This is a genomic window from Ruania alkalisoli, assembly GCF_014960965.1.
Classification (GTDB): Bacteria; Actinomycetota; Actinomycetes; order Actinomycetales; family Beutenbergiaceae; genus Ruania; species Ruania alkalisoli.
This window is the reverse complement of record NZ_CP063169.1, coordinates 1,618,815-1,633,559: the sequence shown is the minus strand read 5'-3', so window position 1 is coordinate 1,633,559 and position 14,745 is coordinate 1,618,815. Positions and strand designations below refer to the sequence as shown.

10 protein-coding genes and 2 tRNA genes are annotated in these 14,745 nt (G+C 67.8%); 1 reads left to right on the top strand and 11 read right to left on the bottom strand.

Annotation, left to right across the window (positions count from 1 at the left end; translation table 11 throughout):
• Positions 1-47 precede the first annotated feature (47 nt).
• The 10 genes from IM660_RS07085 to IM660_RS07040 form a co-directional block, all read right to left on the bottom strand.
• A complete protein-coding gene (locus tag IM660_RS07085; RefSeq protein ID WP_193498647.1) occupies positions 48-1,739 on the bottom strand; it encodes an FAD-dependent oxidoreductase in 1,692 nt (563 codons plus the stop codon).
• Complete coding sequence (locus IM660_RS07080; protein WP_193498646.1) at positions 1,736-3,928, bottom strand: molybdopterin oxidoreductase family protein; 2,193 nt, start codon at positions 3,926-3,928, stop codon at positions 1,736-1,738. The genes IM660_RS07085 and IM660_RS07080 overlap by 4 nt, the downstream gene beginning before the upstream one ends.
• Positions 3,928-5,292, bottom strand: coding sequence for an MFS transporter (locus tag IM660_RS07075; RefSeq protein WP_193498645.1), 1,365 nt, complete (start codon positions 5,290-5,292; stop codon positions 3,928-3,930). Before IM660_RS07075 ends, IM660_RS07080 begins: the two co-directional genes overlap by 1 nt.
• A gap of 132 nt (positions 5,293-5,424) precedes the next feature.
• Positions 5,425-5,763 (bottom strand): chorismate mutase, encoded by a 339-nt coding sequence (locus IM660_RS07070; RefSeq protein ID WP_193498644.1) that lies wholly within the window; start codon positions 5,761-5,763, stop codon positions 5,425-5,427.
• A gap of 11 nt (positions 5,764-5,774) precedes the next feature.
• Entirely contained in the window at positions 5,775-7,004 is a 1,230-nt protein-coding gene (locus IM660_RS07065; RefSeq protein WP_193498643.1) for a baeRF2 domain-containing protein, read from the bottom strand.
• Between the two features lie 88 nt (positions 7,005-7,092).
• Positions 7,093-8,376 carry an ATP-dependent Clp protease ATP-binding subunit ClpX gene (gene clpX, locus IM660_RS07060; RefSeq protein WP_193498642.1) on the bottom strand — a complete coding sequence of 428 codons (1,284 nt, stop codon included), beginning with the start codon at positions 8,374-8,376 and terminating at the stop codon, positions 7,093-7,095.
• A 194-nt stretch (positions 8,377-8,570) separates the two neighbouring features.
• Positions 8,571-9,242 carry an ATP-dependent Clp protease proteolytic subunit gene (locus tag IM660_RS07055; RefSeq protein WP_193498641.1) on the bottom strand — a complete coding sequence of 224 codons (672 nt, stop codon included), beginning with the start codon at positions 9,240-9,242 and terminating at the stop codon, positions 8,571-8,573.
• Positions 9,243-9,273: 31 nt separating this feature from the next.
• Entirely contained in the window at positions 9,274-9,888 is a 615-nt protein-coding gene (locus tag IM660_RS07050) for an ATP-dependent Clp protease proteolytic subunit (RefSeq protein WP_193498640.1), read from the bottom strand.
• A gap of 170 nt (positions 9,889-10,058) precedes the next feature.
• Entirely contained in the window at positions 10,059-11,489 is a 1,431-nt protein-coding gene (tig, locus tag IM660_RS07045; protein ID WP_193498639.1) for a trigger factor, read from the bottom strand.
• 171 nt (positions 11,490-11,660) lie between these two features.
• Positions 11,661-11,734: transfer RNA gene (locus IM660_RS07040), tRNA-Gly, on the bottom strand.
• 95 nt (positions 11,735-11,829) lie between these two features.
• Here IM660_RS07040 and IM660_RS07035 point away from each other — a divergent pair.
• Positions 11,830-11,906: transfer RNA gene (locus IM660_RS07035), tRNA-Pro, on the top strand.
• 291 nt (positions 11,907-12,197) lie between these two features.
• On the opposite strand, the gene IM660_RS07030 is transcribed toward IM660_RS07035, so the two are convergent.
• Positions 12,198-14,705, bottom strand: coding sequence for an Ig domain-containing protein (locus IM660_RS07030; protein WP_193498638.1), 2,508 nt, complete (start codon positions 14,703-14,705; stop codon positions 12,198-12,200).
• Positions 14,706-14,745: the final 40 nt, after the last annotated feature.

The window sequence follows — 14,745 nt, the reverse complement described above, 5'->3', positions numbered from 1 at the left end:
GTGTGCTCCTTGCGGCGAGAGGGGACTTCTCGTTCTGATCACCGACGTTAGGAGGCGGCGATTTCGCACGTGTGCTGCCCGCGTTGCGCCTCCGTCACGGTTTCCTCACCGCCAACGCCTCCCGCGTGAGAGGCCGCGGGGCGCTCGGTCTGTGACAGCCACTGCGCCAGGCCGCACACAGCGTCGGTACAGCCCCCGCACCCGGTGGTGGCGCGGGTAGCGCGAGCGATCTCCCCAGTGCTTCGAGCGCCGCGCTCCCAGGAGTCGGTGATGTCGGCTTTGGTGACGCCGTTGCAGGTGCATACCGTGGTGCCGGCCGGCATCCGGGACGGATCGGCCGCGGGAGCCGGCGTCTGCGTGAGTGGGCGAAGCAGCAGGTGCGCCGGATCGCTGGGAACGGGCAGGCGCCGCGTGTAGGCGGCCACCAGGTCGGCACCCACGTCCGGCGCCCCGACACAAGTGGCGGCGACGATCAGTCCGTCGGACACGGTCGCCGTCAGATGCCGGCCCGCCGAGGGATCGGAAAGCGTGACGGTCCGCGCCCACCCGCCTGTGGCAGTGCGACCCATGGTGACCACGTCCAGACCGGCCGCCTTCAGCCGCACCACATCCGTCCCGGCGAGACCTGCAGCTGGATCGGCGAGATCGGCAGCACCGCTGGAACTGTCGGCATCGACCTCGTGCGAGGCGATCGGCCGGGTACCTGCCGCGAGCGCCAGGCGGAGCGCCATACTCGGTCGCCGTGACTCGAGCAGCGGGGAAGCCCGATCAACTCTGGTGGCCCGATTAGCCCTGGCGGCCACCACACCTGCAAGCCGGTCGGCCAGGCGACGCGCCTGGTCCCATCCCTGAGCGATGAGACCTGTGGCGCCCTCCGTGGGCTCGGCACAGTCGCCGATGGCGTGGACGCGGGAGTCCGCCGGGCTGGCCAGGTCCCCTCCCACACGGATCCCCCGCCCGACGGGCAAGCCCGCCTCCTGGGCGAGCCTGGCCTCCGGCTGCGTACCGCATGCCAGGACGAGCAGGTCCGTCGCGAGGACGTGCTCCGTCTCGCCCACCGTGGCGACGACTCCGGTGAGTCGTCCGCCCCGGGTCCGCACCGCCGTCGTGCGGGCCTGGGTGCGCACCTGGGCACCGAGACGTTCCAGCTCGGCGGTCACGACGGCGGAGGCCCCCTGATCGAGCTGGCGGTCCATCGGGCCATGGCCGGTGTGCAGCACGGTGACGTCCAGTCCGCGCCGCACCAAACCACAGGCTGCCTCCAGCCCGAGGACTCCCGCCCCGACGACGGTGGCATGGCGGGCGTTGGTCGTGGCCGCGATGATCTCGCGGGCGTCGTCCAGGGTGCGAAGGGCATGCACCCCGGCCGGGAGGCCGCAATCCAGGCCCTCGACGGCGGGGATGCGGGCCCGAGCTCCGGTCGCCAGCACGAGGTGGTCGTAGTAGTAATGCCCGAGCGGGGTGTGCACACACTGTCCGGCACGGTCGATGGCGGTCGCGACGGCTCCCCGCGTGACGGTGACGTGCTCAGACGCGGTGACCGGCAGCGTGAGCGAGTTCAGATCCGTGCGCCCGGCCACCACGTCACTGAGCAGCACCCGGTTGTAGGGCTCGTACTCCTCCCCGCCGAGCACCTCGATCTCCAGCGTGCCGGGTTCGGCCCGGGCGAGCAGGTCGTCGACGAACCGGGCGCCGACCATCCCGTGGCCGACAACGACGATCCGGGTCGGGGCGGTCATGGCTGGCCTCCATCGGTGACTGGGCTCAAGTCGACAGCGCACACCTTGAACTCCGGCATCCCGGAGATCGGGTCGGTAGCGTCGCTGGTGAGCAGATTGACGCTGCCGGTCCCCGCGAAGTGGAACGGCATGAAGACAGTGTCGGGTCGGATGTCGTCGGACCACCGGGCCCGGGCGACCGCCTCGCCGCGCGCGGAGCGCAACCGCACTTCTGCGCCGTTCTCGATACCGAGCCGACTGGCCAACAGTGGGTGCAGCTCGACCACGGGTTCGGGGACGATCCTGTTCAGGTCTGCGACTCGCCGGGTCTGCGCACCGGACTGATAGTGCTGCAGCACCCGGCCGGTGACGAGGTAGATCGGCGCACCCGGGCGGACGTCGTCGACGGGTGCGTGGTGGTTGACGGCCACCATCCGCGCCCGGCCGTCCGGGGTGGCGAACCGGTCCTGGAACGGGCGAGGAGTGCCCGGGTGGTCAGCGGCGGGGACCGGCCAGTAGAAGCCTGGACCGCTGGCGGCCTCATCGTCGTCCAGGCGAGCGTGACTCAGCCCGGTGTAGTCGGCCACCCCACCGGCTGAGGCGCGGGCCAGCTCATCGAAGACGTCCGCGGGCTCGGTGGCGAAAGCGACCTGGGCGCCCAGGCGGCGGCCGAGCTCAGCAAGGATCCACAGTTCTGAGCGTGCCTGGCCGGGCGCCGGGAGCGCCTGGCGGCGGCGGATCACTCTCCCCTCGAGGGAGGTCATGGTGCCCTCCTCCTCGGCCCACTGCGTGACCGGGAGCACCACATCGGCGCGAGAGGCGGTCTCGGAGGGGACGAAGTCACACACGACGAGCAGATCCAGCCGGTCGAGGGCGCCGGCGACGCGACCGGAGTTGGGAGCGCTGACGAGCACATTCGCACCGTGGACGAACAGGGCACGCGGACCAGCCGGCTGGTCCGCGGTGGCCGGGCGGCCGAGCGAGGAGAGCAGTTCGACCGCGGGACGCCCGGGCCCCGGGATCGTCTCGGGCGCAACGCCCCACACGGCCGCGACATGCGCACGTGCTGCGGGGTCGGTGATCGACCGGTAGCCCGGCAGTTGGTCGGCCTTCTGGCCGTGCTCACGTCCTCCTTGCCCGTTGCCCTGCCCGGTGATGGCGCCGTACCCGCTGCCGATTCGTCCCGGCAGGCCGAGCACGAGGGCGAGGTTGATCGTCGCGGTGACGGTGGCGGTGCCCTGACTGGACTGCTCCACCCCGCGCCCGGTCAGGAGATAGGCACCGCGGCCACCACCGGCCGGAGATGCGGCCGCGAGCTGGCGAGCCACCCGGCGCAACTGGGCGGCGGGCACCCCGCAGACAGTCTCGGCACGCTCGGGCCACCAGGCCGCCACCGACCGGCGAACAGTCTCGAAACCAGACGTGCGCTCGTCCAGGTAGACCGAGTCGATGAGGTTCTCGGCGATGACGATGTGCGTCAGGGCAAGCAGCACCGCCAGGTCGGTGCCCGGCACCGGCTGCAGGTGCATGCCCTGTCTGTCCTCGGTGAGGGCTGCCGTGCGACTGCGGCGGGGGTCCATCACGACCAGCCCGCCACGGGCGCGGACGGGGGCGAGATGCTGCACCGACGGTGGCATCGTCTCGGCCAGGTTGGAGCCGAGCAGCATCACGGCGTCCGCCCCAGCGAGGTCGGTGAGCGGGAACGGCAGGCCCCGGTCCAGGCCGAGGGCGCGGTTCGTGGCTGCCGCAGCACTCGACATGCAGAACCGGCCGTTGTAGTCGATGTTCGGGGTGCGCAGCACGGTCCGGGCGAACTTGCCGAGGGTGTACGCCTTTTCATTCGTCAGGCCACCTCCCCCGAAGACCGCCACCGTCTCCGGGCCGCTCTCGGCCTGTAGACGGGCCAGTCGGACGACGATCGTGTCCAGCGCCTGGTCCCAGCTCGCGGGGTGCAGCTGCCCGTCAGCGCCGCGGAGCAACGGGGTGGTGATGCGGTCCGGGGTGCGCAGGAGCTCACTGCTCGTCCAGCCCTTCTGGCACAGCCCACCAGCATTCGTCGGGAACTGGCGAGGCTGGACCGAGACGGGGCCGGTCGCTGCCGGATCGGCCGGATTCAGCACCATCGCGCACTGCAGGGCGCAGTACGGGCAGTGCGTGGCAGCCGAGGTGACGTCGGCCACCGGGGCGACCTGCGCCGTCGTGGTGGACATCAGATGCCGGCCATACCGCTGCTCCGGCGTGCGTACACCGCCCACGTCACGATGGCCATCACGGCGTAGCACCCGATGAACAGCCAGAGCGCGGGAACCAGTGAGCCTGCCAGGTCGGTGGAGATGGCGAATCCTCGCGGGATGAGGAATCCGCCGAAGGCGCCGGTCGCCCCGGCGATGCCGATGCACCCGGCGGCGGCTCGGCGCGCGGCCGACGCCTGCTCAGGGCTGTGGGCACCGTTGCGGAACACCGCCGGGATCATCCGGTAGAGGGAGCCGTTGCCGACACCACTGGCGATGAACAGAATCATGAAGGAGGCGAAGAAGAGCACGAAGTGGTGCTGGCCGAGCGCCACGATCACACCGACGGCTCCTGCTGCCATCACGGCGTAGGAGACGATCGTCACCCAGGCTCCGCCGATCTTGTCGGCGATGATGCCGCCCAGGGGGCGTGAGACCGACCCGACGAGGGCGCCGAGAAAGGCGATCGAGAGCGTGACCTCACTGAACTCATTGCGCATGAGCGTCGGGAAGGCACCGGAGTAGCCGATGAACGACCCGAAGGTGCCGATGTAGAGGAAGGAGATGATCCAGGTGTGCTTCTGGCGGGTGGCCACGGCGAACGAGCGCGGGTCTGCCTTGGCAGTACCGAGGTTGTCCATGAATCGCCACGCGAGGAAGGCGGCCAGGATCGCGAGCGGGATGAACATCAGTCCCGCACGTTCCAGGGCCAGCCCGGCCCCGGCCACGATCACCAGCGGGACGGCGAGCTGCACGGCAGCGGTGCCCACGTTGCCGCCGGCGGCGTTCATCCCGAGGGCTCGACCCTTTTCCCGCTCCGGGTAGAAGAAGGAGATGTTGGCCATCGAGGAGGCGAAGTTCCCGCCGCCGACGCCAGCGAGGGCGGCCACGGCCAGCAGCACTCCGAAGGAGAGCTCGGGCCGCTGCACCGCGAAGACGAGTGCGGTGGTCGGCAGCAGCAGCAACAGTGCCGAGATGATCGTCCAGTTCCGCCCACCGAACAGGGGCACGGCGAAGGTGTACGGAATCCGCAAGGTGGCGCCGACCAGACTCGGCACTGCGATCAGCCAGAACTGCTGGTCGACGGTGAGGGCGAACCCTGCGGCCGGCAGTTGCGGGACCACGATCGACCACAGCGCCCACACCCCGAAGCCGAGGAACTCCGCAAAGATCGAGATCCAGAGATTCCGGCGTGCGACCAGGCGACCACCGCCCTCCCAGAACGTGGCGTCTTCCGGATCCCAGTGCTCGATCCACCGGCCGGTCCGACGACGAGGGACGAGTTCTAGATCGGACTCAGCGGGCGTGGGTTCAGCAACCTGCGGCGATGACGGTGCAGACATATCTGGCTCCTGGTGTCGTACCGGCGAATGGGTACGACGCTAGGGAGGCCGTGTTTCAGCGCACGTCGCGAGCAGTTTCGCTGCCGTAAGGAAGATCGCACACCGCACCGTGGCGCTGATGTGAGATGAGAGTCAGGACGCGGGCGGGCGCTCAGCCGCGATGTCGGCGTGGTGGCGGATCACCTCGGCGATGATGAACGCGAGGAACTTCTCCGCGAAGACCGGGTCCAGTCCTGCGGCCTCTGCGAGAGAGCGCAGGCGGGCGATCTGCTCCTCTTCCCGTGCAGGATCCGACGGCGGGAGGCCGTGCTCGGCCTTCAGCCGTCCGACGGCCTGCGTGCACTTGAAGCGCTCCGCCAGCAGGTGCACGAGCGCGGCGTCGATGTTGTCGATGCTCCCGCGCAGTCCGCGCAGCCGCTCCGGTACCGCTACTCCGACCACTGGTCCCTGGCTGCGGGGTGCCTCGCTCATGGTCCCCCATCCTAGAGGCTCGGCTCCTCTGCGTGGGCTGAGGCATGCGCACGCTGGCTGTCACCGCTCTGGGTGAACGCGGTCTCTGCGGGAGTCGCGGCATCGGTCCAACGCAGCACGGCGGCGATGCCGTCCGCAACGTCGAGCTGCTCGGCGATCGTGATGCCCGCCGCTTGGTCCATGGCCGCCCGGCCGAGTGCAAGGTCAGCGCGAACCTGCCTCGGCTCCCCGACCCCCAGGTCCGCGAGTTGTTGAGCCGACATACCCAGCTGGAGCGGGGCCTCACCGATCCAGAGCCTGTGCGCAGCGATCCGCTGACGCGGGGAACTGACGGCACCGGCGTCCAACACCAGCTCAGCCACCTGACCGCGTCGCAGTACGTCGACCACGTCCTCCAGTCCGCTCACCGCGGCACCGGCGCGACCGATCTCCTGCTCGACGTGGTCGAGCACCGCCTGCCTCCGGCGCATCCGGAACCCGGTGACAGCCTCGTCCACCGCGGCGACGAAGGCGCGCGAGTTGACGCCCTCGGTCCGGGCGCCGCCGGGGACGTCCACCAGCACCTGACGGGCATGAGTGCCGAGGGCTTCTTCGACATAGGCGGTGGAGCGCACGTCGCCGGTGAGGAGTACCAGATCAGGATCCTCCTGCGCCATCACCCGGTCGACCTCCGCGGCGACGGTCTCAGCGTTGCGCTCCCAGGAGTCCTCGGCACGATTGTTGGCCCGGTCCCGGGGAAGATCGCGGCTGGGCCGGACCTTGGTGAGCACATCATGGTCACCGTCGATCTCCCGGTCGTGCAGCAGTTGACTGCCCATGACAGCCGAGGCCTCATGGAGTGATAGGTGCGCCCCCGCACGATCCGACTCGACCACGAGGTACCGCGCAGCGGCATCGGCCGCATAGGCGAGCGCAAGGGCGTGAGGGTGGTCGGAGAGGACGGCCTCGCCAGCGGTCGGAGGATCCGGGATGACCCGGTCGAGCAGCACCTCACCGTCCGCGGCGATCAGCACCCGGCCGTGCGGACCGTGGACCCAGGTGGGGCGCTCGAGTGCGGCGGCGATCGCGTCGGCATCGACCCGCGGCACAGCCTCGGCACCATCGAGCATGACCGAACGTTGCAGGTCGGCCCACCGGTCGAGAACCACTGCGTTGCGGCCGTCAGCAGAGGGCGTGGCATCGATGACCACGCTCAAGACGGGCGCATGGTCGGGGAGGGTCAGTTGAGGAAGGTTCACCATGAAGACCTCGCTTCCTGATCGGATGCTGGTCCCCTCTAGGGTGCCTCCTCGCGGCGTTGCTCGCGACCTCAGCGGCAAGTACTGCGCCTCAGGCGCTCTTCTCCCGCGGGGTTCGCTTCGACCGAGGGGCTTCACGAGGAACGAGAGTGGGGTTGACGTTCTCCAGCACCACCTCGCGGGTGATGACTACCCGAGCGATGTCCTCACGGCTCGGTACGTCAAACATGACCGGCTGCAGCACTTCCTCCATGATCGCGCGGAGCCCGCGGGCGCCGGTTCCACGCAAGATCGCCTGGTCGGCCACCGCCGCGATCGCGTCGTCGGTGAATTCCAGCTCCACGCCGTCGATCTCGAACATGCGCTCGTACTGCCTGATGAGCGCATTCTTCGGCTCGGTGAGGATGCGAGTCAGGGCAGGGGCGTCCAGCGGCGTGACCGTGGTCAGCACAGGAAGGCGGCCGATGAACTCCGGAATGAGGCCGAACTTCAGAAGGTCTTCTGGCATGACATCACCGATGACATCGGCCTGGTCTGCCTCGCGCAGCGGTGCTCCGAACCCGATCCCGCGCCGACCGGCGCGGCTGGTGATGATCTCGTCCAGCCCAGCGAAGGCCCCCGCCACGATGAAAAGCACGTTCGAGGTGTCGATCGTGATGAATTCCTGGTGCGGGTGCTTGCGACCTCCCTGCGGGGGGACGGAGGCTTGCGTACCTTCCAGGATCTTCAGCAGCGCCTGCTGGACGCCCTCGCCGGAGACGTCCCGGGTGATCGACGGGTTCTCGCTCTTGCGTGCGATCTTGTCGATCTCGTCGATGTAGATGATCCCGGTCTCGGCCTTCTTGACGTCGAAGTCCGCAGCCTGGATGAGTTTGAGGAGGATATTCTCGACGTCCTCTCCGACGTAGCCGGCCTCAGTGAGGGCAGTGGCGTCGGCGATCGCGAACGGGACGTTGAGCATCCGGGCGAGGGTCTGCGCGAGGTAGGTCTTCCCGCAGCCGGTGGGGCCGATGAGGAGGATGTTGGACTTCGCCAGTTCGACGTCGTCCTTCTCGCCAGTGGTCGAGGCGCCCGTGGCGCCGGTCTGTACCCGCTTGTAGTGGTTGTAGACCGCAACGGCCAGGGACTTCTTCGCATCCTCCTGGCCGATGATGTACTCCTCGAGAAAATCGAAGATCTCGCGCGGCTTCGGCAGGTCGACCAGACCCAACTCGTTCGCCTCGGCGAGTTCCTCCTCGATGATCTCGTTGCACAGGTCGATGCACTCGTCGCAGATGTATACGCCGGGACCGGCGATGAGTTTGACGACCTGCTTCTGGCTCTTCCCGCAGAAGGAGCACTTGAGCAGATCGGCGCCTTCACCTACTCGCGCCATGTCTCCTCACTTTCCTGCCGTCGGGGGCCGAGGCACTCGTCGTGATCATTGTGCGCCAAGCACGGCTGGGCGACCAGCCGAAATCCTGTCGTCAGGCGAACCTGCATCCACGATACGTGGCCTGACACATGAAGGTCGGACGGGCCACCGCGTGTCGTGGGTGCGCTGGCCCGTCCGACCCGTGAGCACGAGGCTCAGGAGTCCTTGCCGGCCGTCAGTGCTGGTGCCTTGCGGCTGTCGAGCACCTGGTCGACCAGTCCGTACTCGAGTGACTGCTGGGCCGAGAGGATCTTGTCGCGCTCGATATCGTGGCGCACCTTCTCCAGATCCGTGCCGGTGTGCTGGGCGAGCGTGGTCTCGAGCCACTCGCGCATCCGCATCACCTCGTTGGCGTGGATCTCGATGTCGGAAGCCTGTCCGAAGCCACCCTCGAGGGAGGGCTGGTGGATGAGGACGCGGGCGTTCGGCAGCGCCAGACGCTTGCCCGGGGTCCCCGCGGCCAGCAGCACGGCCGCGGCCGAGGCAGCCTGGCCCAGGCACACGGTCTGGATCTGCGGGCGGATGTACTGCATGGTGTCGTAGATGGCTGTCATGGCCGTGAACGAGCCGCCCGGGGAGTTGATATAGATCGTGATGTCCTGGTCCGGGTCCTGACTCTCGAGCACCAGCAGCTGGGCCATGATGTCGTCCGCCGAGGCGTCGTCCACCTGCACGCCGAGGAAGATGATGCGGTCCTCGAACAGTTTCGTGTACGGATCCTGGCGCTTGAAGCCGTAGGCCGTGCGCTCCTCGAACTGCGGGAGCACGTAACGCGCCGTCGCCGGCTGCGGGGCCCGGCCACCGAATGCCTGGGGGGAAAGGTTCACAGTTCTCGCTCCTTGAATGGGTGGGCCGGCGTCAGGACTGGGCCGCGGTCACGGCATCGGAGTCGGAGACCACGTGGTCGATGAATCCGTACTCCAACGCCTGCTCTGCGGTGAACCAGCGGTCACGGTCGGCGTCGCGGTTGATCTCCTCGGCCGTACGGCCGGTCTGCTCGGCGGTCAGCTCCGCCATCACCTTCTTCATGTGCAAGATCAGCTCGGCATTGATCTTGATGTCGGAGGCCGTACCGCCGATCCCACCGGAGGGCTGATGCATCATCACCCGGGCATGGGGTGTCGCATAGCGCTTACCCTTCGCGCCTGAGGAAAGCAGGAACTGCCCCATGGAGGCTGCCATGCCCATCGCGACGGTGGCCACGTCGGGCTTGACGTACTGCATGGTGTCGTAGATCGCCATCCCGGCGGTGACGGAACCACCCGGGGAGTTGATGTAGAGGGCGATGTCCTTCTCCGGATCCTCCGCTGCCAGCAGCAGCATCTGAGCGCAGATCTGGTTCGCGTTCTCGTCTCGGACTTCGGAGCCGAGCCAGATGATCCGCTCCTTCAGGAGGCGGTTGTAGATGTGGTCGCCCAGTGCCAGACCCTGGGTGTCGCTACCGGCGGCCTGCGGGAAGTCGCTCACGTGCATGCTCCTCGATCGTGGTGATGTCTGCGATGACACTAACGCCGTCGGGAGGTCAGACCTGCCCGCAGCCACGCCTGTTTCGCTGTCGGCGCACGCCTGCTCGGTAGAACGAGAACTGCCCCCGTTCCTGCCAGGGCAATCCTGGAAGCAAACGGGGGCAGTTCAAGCGACGATCAGGCCTTAGCGGTCTCGTCGCTCTCAGACTCGTTCTCCTCGTCGGAGGCGGCCTCGGCGGGTGTGTCCTCGCTCTCCGCCGCGTCCGTCACGTCGACAGTCTCAGTTTCGGGCGCCTCGTCTTGCGCGGCGGCCGCAGCAGCCGCGTCTTCCTCATCCGATCCGATGTAGGCCGACAGGTCGACCTCGTCACCGGCAGAGTCGACGACCTTCACCTGCCGCAGTGCGACGGCGAGGGACTTATTGCGGGTGAGCTCGGCGACGAAGAGCGGAATCTGACCGTTCTCGTCCGCTTGGCGGATGAACTCGCTCGGGTCCTGCTGGTACTGCTGAGCCGTACGGAGCAGGAACTCCAGGAGCTCGTTCTGTCCGACAGAGACCGACACCTTCTCAGCGAGCGTGTCGAGCAGCAGTTGGCGCTTGAGCACCGACGTGGTCTCCTCGGTGACCTCTGCACGGTGCTCATCGTCCTCGAGGCGATTTTCGTTCTCGAGGTGCTGGTGGACCTCGGCCTCGATCACCTTGGCCGGCAGTGGGAAGTCGGTTGCCTCGACGAGCTGCTCGAGCAGCTGGTCCCGGGCGGTGACAGCGCGGTTGTTCTCCTTGGCCTCGGCCACCTGCGTACGCAGGTTCTCGCGCAGCTCCTCCACGGTGTCGAACTCGGAGGCAGTCTGAGCGAACTCGTCATCAACCTCCGGCAGTTCCTGCACCTTGATCGCGGTGGGCGTGACCGTGATCTGCGCATCCTGGCCGGCGCGGTCTCCACCGGCGAGCGGGGCGGTGAAGGTGGTTGTCTCGTCCGCGGAGAGGCCAGTCAACGCCTCATCCATGCCGTCGAGCATGTTGCCCGAGCCGATCTGGTAGGAGACGCCGGAGACCGAGTCGATCTCGTCGTCGCCGATCGTCGCCTTGAGGTCGATGGTGACGAAGTCGCCGTCCTGGGCTGCGCGATCGACACCGGCAAGGGTGGCGTGCTGCTCGCGCAGGGACGTCAGGCGCTCCTCGATGTCCTCATCGGTGACCTCAGTGGACTCGACGGTGATGGTCAGGCTCTCCAGGTCCGGCAGCTCGATCTCGGGCCGCACGTCCAACTCTGCGGTGAAGATCAGATCGTCGGCTTCGTCGGTGAGGCCGGGGACGGCCGTCACCTCGATCTCCGGCTGGCCGAGGGGCTTGAGCTCGGATTCGGTTACCGCCTGACGGTACAGGCCCGGCAATGCCTCGTTGATGGCATGCTCCATGACCGCACCCTTACCGACGCGCTGGTCGATGATTCGCGGCGGGACCTTCCCGCGGCGGAAACCGGGGATGTTCACCTGAGAGGCGATGTGGGAGTACGCGTGGTCCACGCTCGGCTGCAGCTCGGCCAGAGGCACCTCCACGGTCAGCTTCGCCCGTGTGGGCTCGAGGTTCTCGACGGCGCTCTTCACTACGTGCTCTCCACTCGTGGGTCGGCATATGAGGGACACGCCCGCACGAAGAGATCCGCGGGCGACGATCAGTCGCGTCCGCGAATACCCGGAGCGGGCATGCTAAATCGGACGCAGCCACCTATCGTACGGCACCTGCAGCACGGCCGAGGACCAGCCGCCACGGAAATCTGGAGCGGGTGACGGGAATCGAACCCGCACCATCTGCTTGGAAGGCAGAGGCTCTACCATTGAGCTACACCCGCAAGGCGTGTCCTAGCGTACCTGCTCTCCAGTAGTGCGCGGTCCAAGACACTGCCTCAGACGCCGTAGACTCGTCCCGGCGACCTGCGGGTCGCACCGGGATGTGGCGCAGGTTGGTAGCGCGTCCGCTTTGGGAGCGGAAGGTCGCAGGTTCAAATCCTGTCATCCCGACCAATGAGTGTGGCCGGTCGCCCGAGGAACGAGGGCGGCTGGCCACACTCATTATCTAGCTTGCAGGATTTGCCGAGGAGCTCGCCCTGGCGAGCGACGGCTCCTGTCATCCCGACCAATGAGTGTGGCCGGTCGCCCGAGCAACGAGGGCGGCTGGCCACACTCGTACTTGGCTCGCAGGATTCCTGCCAAAGAGCTCACCCTGGCGAGCGACGGTCCGGCGTCGACGTCGAGCACTGGCCGGCCACCCGCAACGGGGGTGGCCGGCCGAGCCGGTGGGCGCCAGAAGCGGGGCTAGACCTGCCTGTGGCGTGCTTGCCGGCTCAGGAAGGCGCCCAGTCCGACCACCGCGATCGCAAGGATCAGGACTCCACCCACGGCGGCGCCGGTGCTGGGCAAGGAGGGCCCGTCGTCGGTGGGTTCCTCCACTGGCTCCAGGACGATCTCGGTGGGTGCGGTGAGGTACTGCACCTCGCCGGCTGCACTGACCCCGGCCGCCACGATCGTGTGGTCACCGAGCTGATCGGGGATCACGAAGGTGGCCGTGAACTCACCAGCCGCATCCGCGGCCGCGCTGCCAAGCACCGTGGGCTCGGAGTACATGCCGAGGCTCACTGGGGCACCGGCAGCGAACCCGGTACCGGTGACGGTGACCTCCTGGCCGACCGTGGTCTGAGCCGGCAGTCCGCTGAGCTGACCGGTTGCGACGGGCTCGTCCTCCGGAAGGGTCACAGCGGCGGCCAGTTCGACCGTGACCGTGCCCACGCGAACGGCATCCGGCGCTGCGCCGTTGCTGGCAGTCACCGTGATCGGGTACTGCCCGACGGCGTCCGGTCCGGCTACCCCCGCTAGCGTCGCCGTACCGTCACCGTGATCGGTGAACGTCACCCCCAATGGGAGATCTCCGGTCAGGGTCAGTGTGGTTTCGGGCGGGAAGCCGGGAACTGACTCGAGCACGAGCGCGCCCTGCACGCCGGCCACCAGCACGAGGGAAGGTTCTGTAAGGAGTTCCGGCGACTGCTGGATCGTGAGGGTGAGTTGCTGCTGCGCCGACAGACCTGCACCATTGCTCGCCACCAACTCCAGCACACTCACCCCACCAGCAACCGGAGTCCCCGACAACGTCGCCGAACCATCACCGTGATCCACCAACGACAAACCCTCCGGCAACACAGACTCAGCCCCCACCGTCACCGGCCCCGGGAACCCGGCCGAGACCTCCACCGTGAAACCGCCCACCTCACCAGCAGTAAACGTCACCGCATCCGCACTCGTGAAAGCCGGCGCCTCGTTCACCGTCACCGACAGCGACTGCTGCGCCGACAAACCCGCACCATTGCTCGCCACCAACTCCAGCACACTCACCCCACCAGCAACCGGAGTCCCCGACAACGTCGCCGAACCATCACCGTGATCCACCAACGACAAACCCTCCGGCAACACAGACTCAGCCCCCACCGTCACCGGCCCCGGGAACCCGGCCGAGACCTCCACCGTGAAACCGCCCACCTCACCAGCAGTAAACGTCACCGCATCCGCACTCGTGAAAGCCGGCGCCTCGTTCACCGTCACCGACAGCTCTTGCACGGCGTTCGGTGTGTAGCCGTTCGATGCCGTCACGGTGACGGGGTACGTTCCGCCGGTGGCGGCCTCCGGTGTTCCGGTGATCGCCACCGTGCCGCTGCCAAGGTCCGAGAGCGTGAGACCGGCCGGAAGCCCGCCCGTGATCGTGACATCCGGTACGGGGTCCCCGGTCGCGACGACCTCGAACGAGCCCGCCTCACCGGCAATGAAGGTCGCAGTGTCTCCACTCGTGATCGCCGGTACGGCACCGAGGTCAAAGGTGACGACCGGTTCATCGCTGCTGGCGATGTTGGGGCGACTCGCGAGTCCGGTCACCACGTCGGCGGGCACTCCCACCGAGACCGTGCCATCAGACGTCAGTGGGCCGACCAGCACCTGATAGACCGATGGCCCACCGCTGACCTGGACGTTGTCCCGTCCGGCCGCGGTGCCGGAGACGGTCAGATCGGACGCTTCGAGTGCGGTCGTCCCCTCGAGGAACCCGTCGGAGGCGAACGAGACAGTGAACTGCACGGAGGTCGGCGCACTCGCGGCGATCGTCGTCGTCGGAGTTGTGACCGTCGGGGTAAGCGGCTCGGTGGGCGTTCCCACGGGTGGAGCCGCCTCCACCCCCTCCATCCTGACAGTGACCGAGTGCCCCTCGTCGTAGGTGCCGGGTGCCCGCAACTCCAGCGTCGCGCTGACAACCCGGGTCACATCGACGTCCTCGTAGCACAATGTGCCTTCGCACAGCAGCGGGAAGCTCGCGTCGAAGTCGTCCGTGGATGCGATACCGGAGGAGATGCTGTCCGTACCGCCCTCTGAATCGACCAGTGTCAGCGAGTAGCTGAGCGCAGTGCCGCCGTCGTCTGGCGTCCGCTGAATCGAGTCGAAGGCGAAACTGATTCGGGTGTTCGTCCACCCCTCAGTGAGGTCGGTCGGGCCGGGAAGCGTGTAGTCGAATCGCACACTGCCCTGGGTGTTTCCCTGCCCGCCGATCGAGAACACGCCCACGCCGCCGGACTCCGTGAACGTCGAGGCCTGAGTACCACCCATCGCAGGCGAGAGTGTCACCGTCCTCATGCCGAGCGAGTTCCCGGCGAAGTCGTCGATGACGACCGTGCCGACCGCCGATGCGCTCGGCGCGGTGACGACGCCGCCGAGGCAGACCAGGATCGCAGCGGCAATCGCTGCAATCAGCCGCCGCACACCGGCGAGGGAACGAGCTCGAGACACCATCGGAACGTCTGCTCTCTGCAGTGAGTGAGTCGACCAGTAC

What these genes read in the sequence shown, in the direction of transcription:
- IM660_RS07030 (WP_193498638.1), bottom strand. Translation starts at nt 14,705, where the DNA reads ATGGTGTCTCGAGCTCGTTCCCTCGCCGGTGTGCGGCGGCTGATTGCA.
- IM660_RS07070 (WP_193498644.1), bottom strand. Translation starts at nt 5,763, where the DNA reads ATGAGCGAGGCACCCCGCAGCCAGGGACCAGTGGTCGGAGTAGCGGTA.
- IM660_RS07085 (WP_193498647.1), bottom strand. Translation starts at nt 1,739, where the DNA reads ATGACCGCCCCGACCCGGATCGTCGTTGTCGGCCACGGGATGGTCGGC.
- IM660_RS07075 (WP_193498645.1), bottom strand. Translation starts at nt 5,292, where the DNA reads ATGTCTGCACCGTCATCGCCGCAGGTTGCTGAACCCACGCCCGCTGAG.
- IM660_RS07050 (WP_193498640.1), bottom strand. Translation starts at nt 9,888, where the DNA reads ATGCACGTGAGCGACTTCCCGCAGGCCGCCGGTAGCGACACCCAGGGT.
- IM660_RS07080 (WP_193498646.1), bottom strand. Translation starts at nt 3,928, where the DNA reads ATGTCCACCACGACGGCGCAGGTCGCCCCGGTGGCCGACGTCACCTCG.
- clpX (WP_193498642.1), bottom strand. Translation starts at nt 8,376, where the DNA reads ATGGCGCGAGTAGGTGAAGGCGCCGATCTGCTCAAGTGCTCCTTCTGC.
- IM660_RS07065 (WP_193498643.1), bottom strand. Translation starts at nt 7,004, where the DNA reads ATGGTGAACCTTCCTCAACTGACCCTCCCCGACCATGCGCCCGTCTTG.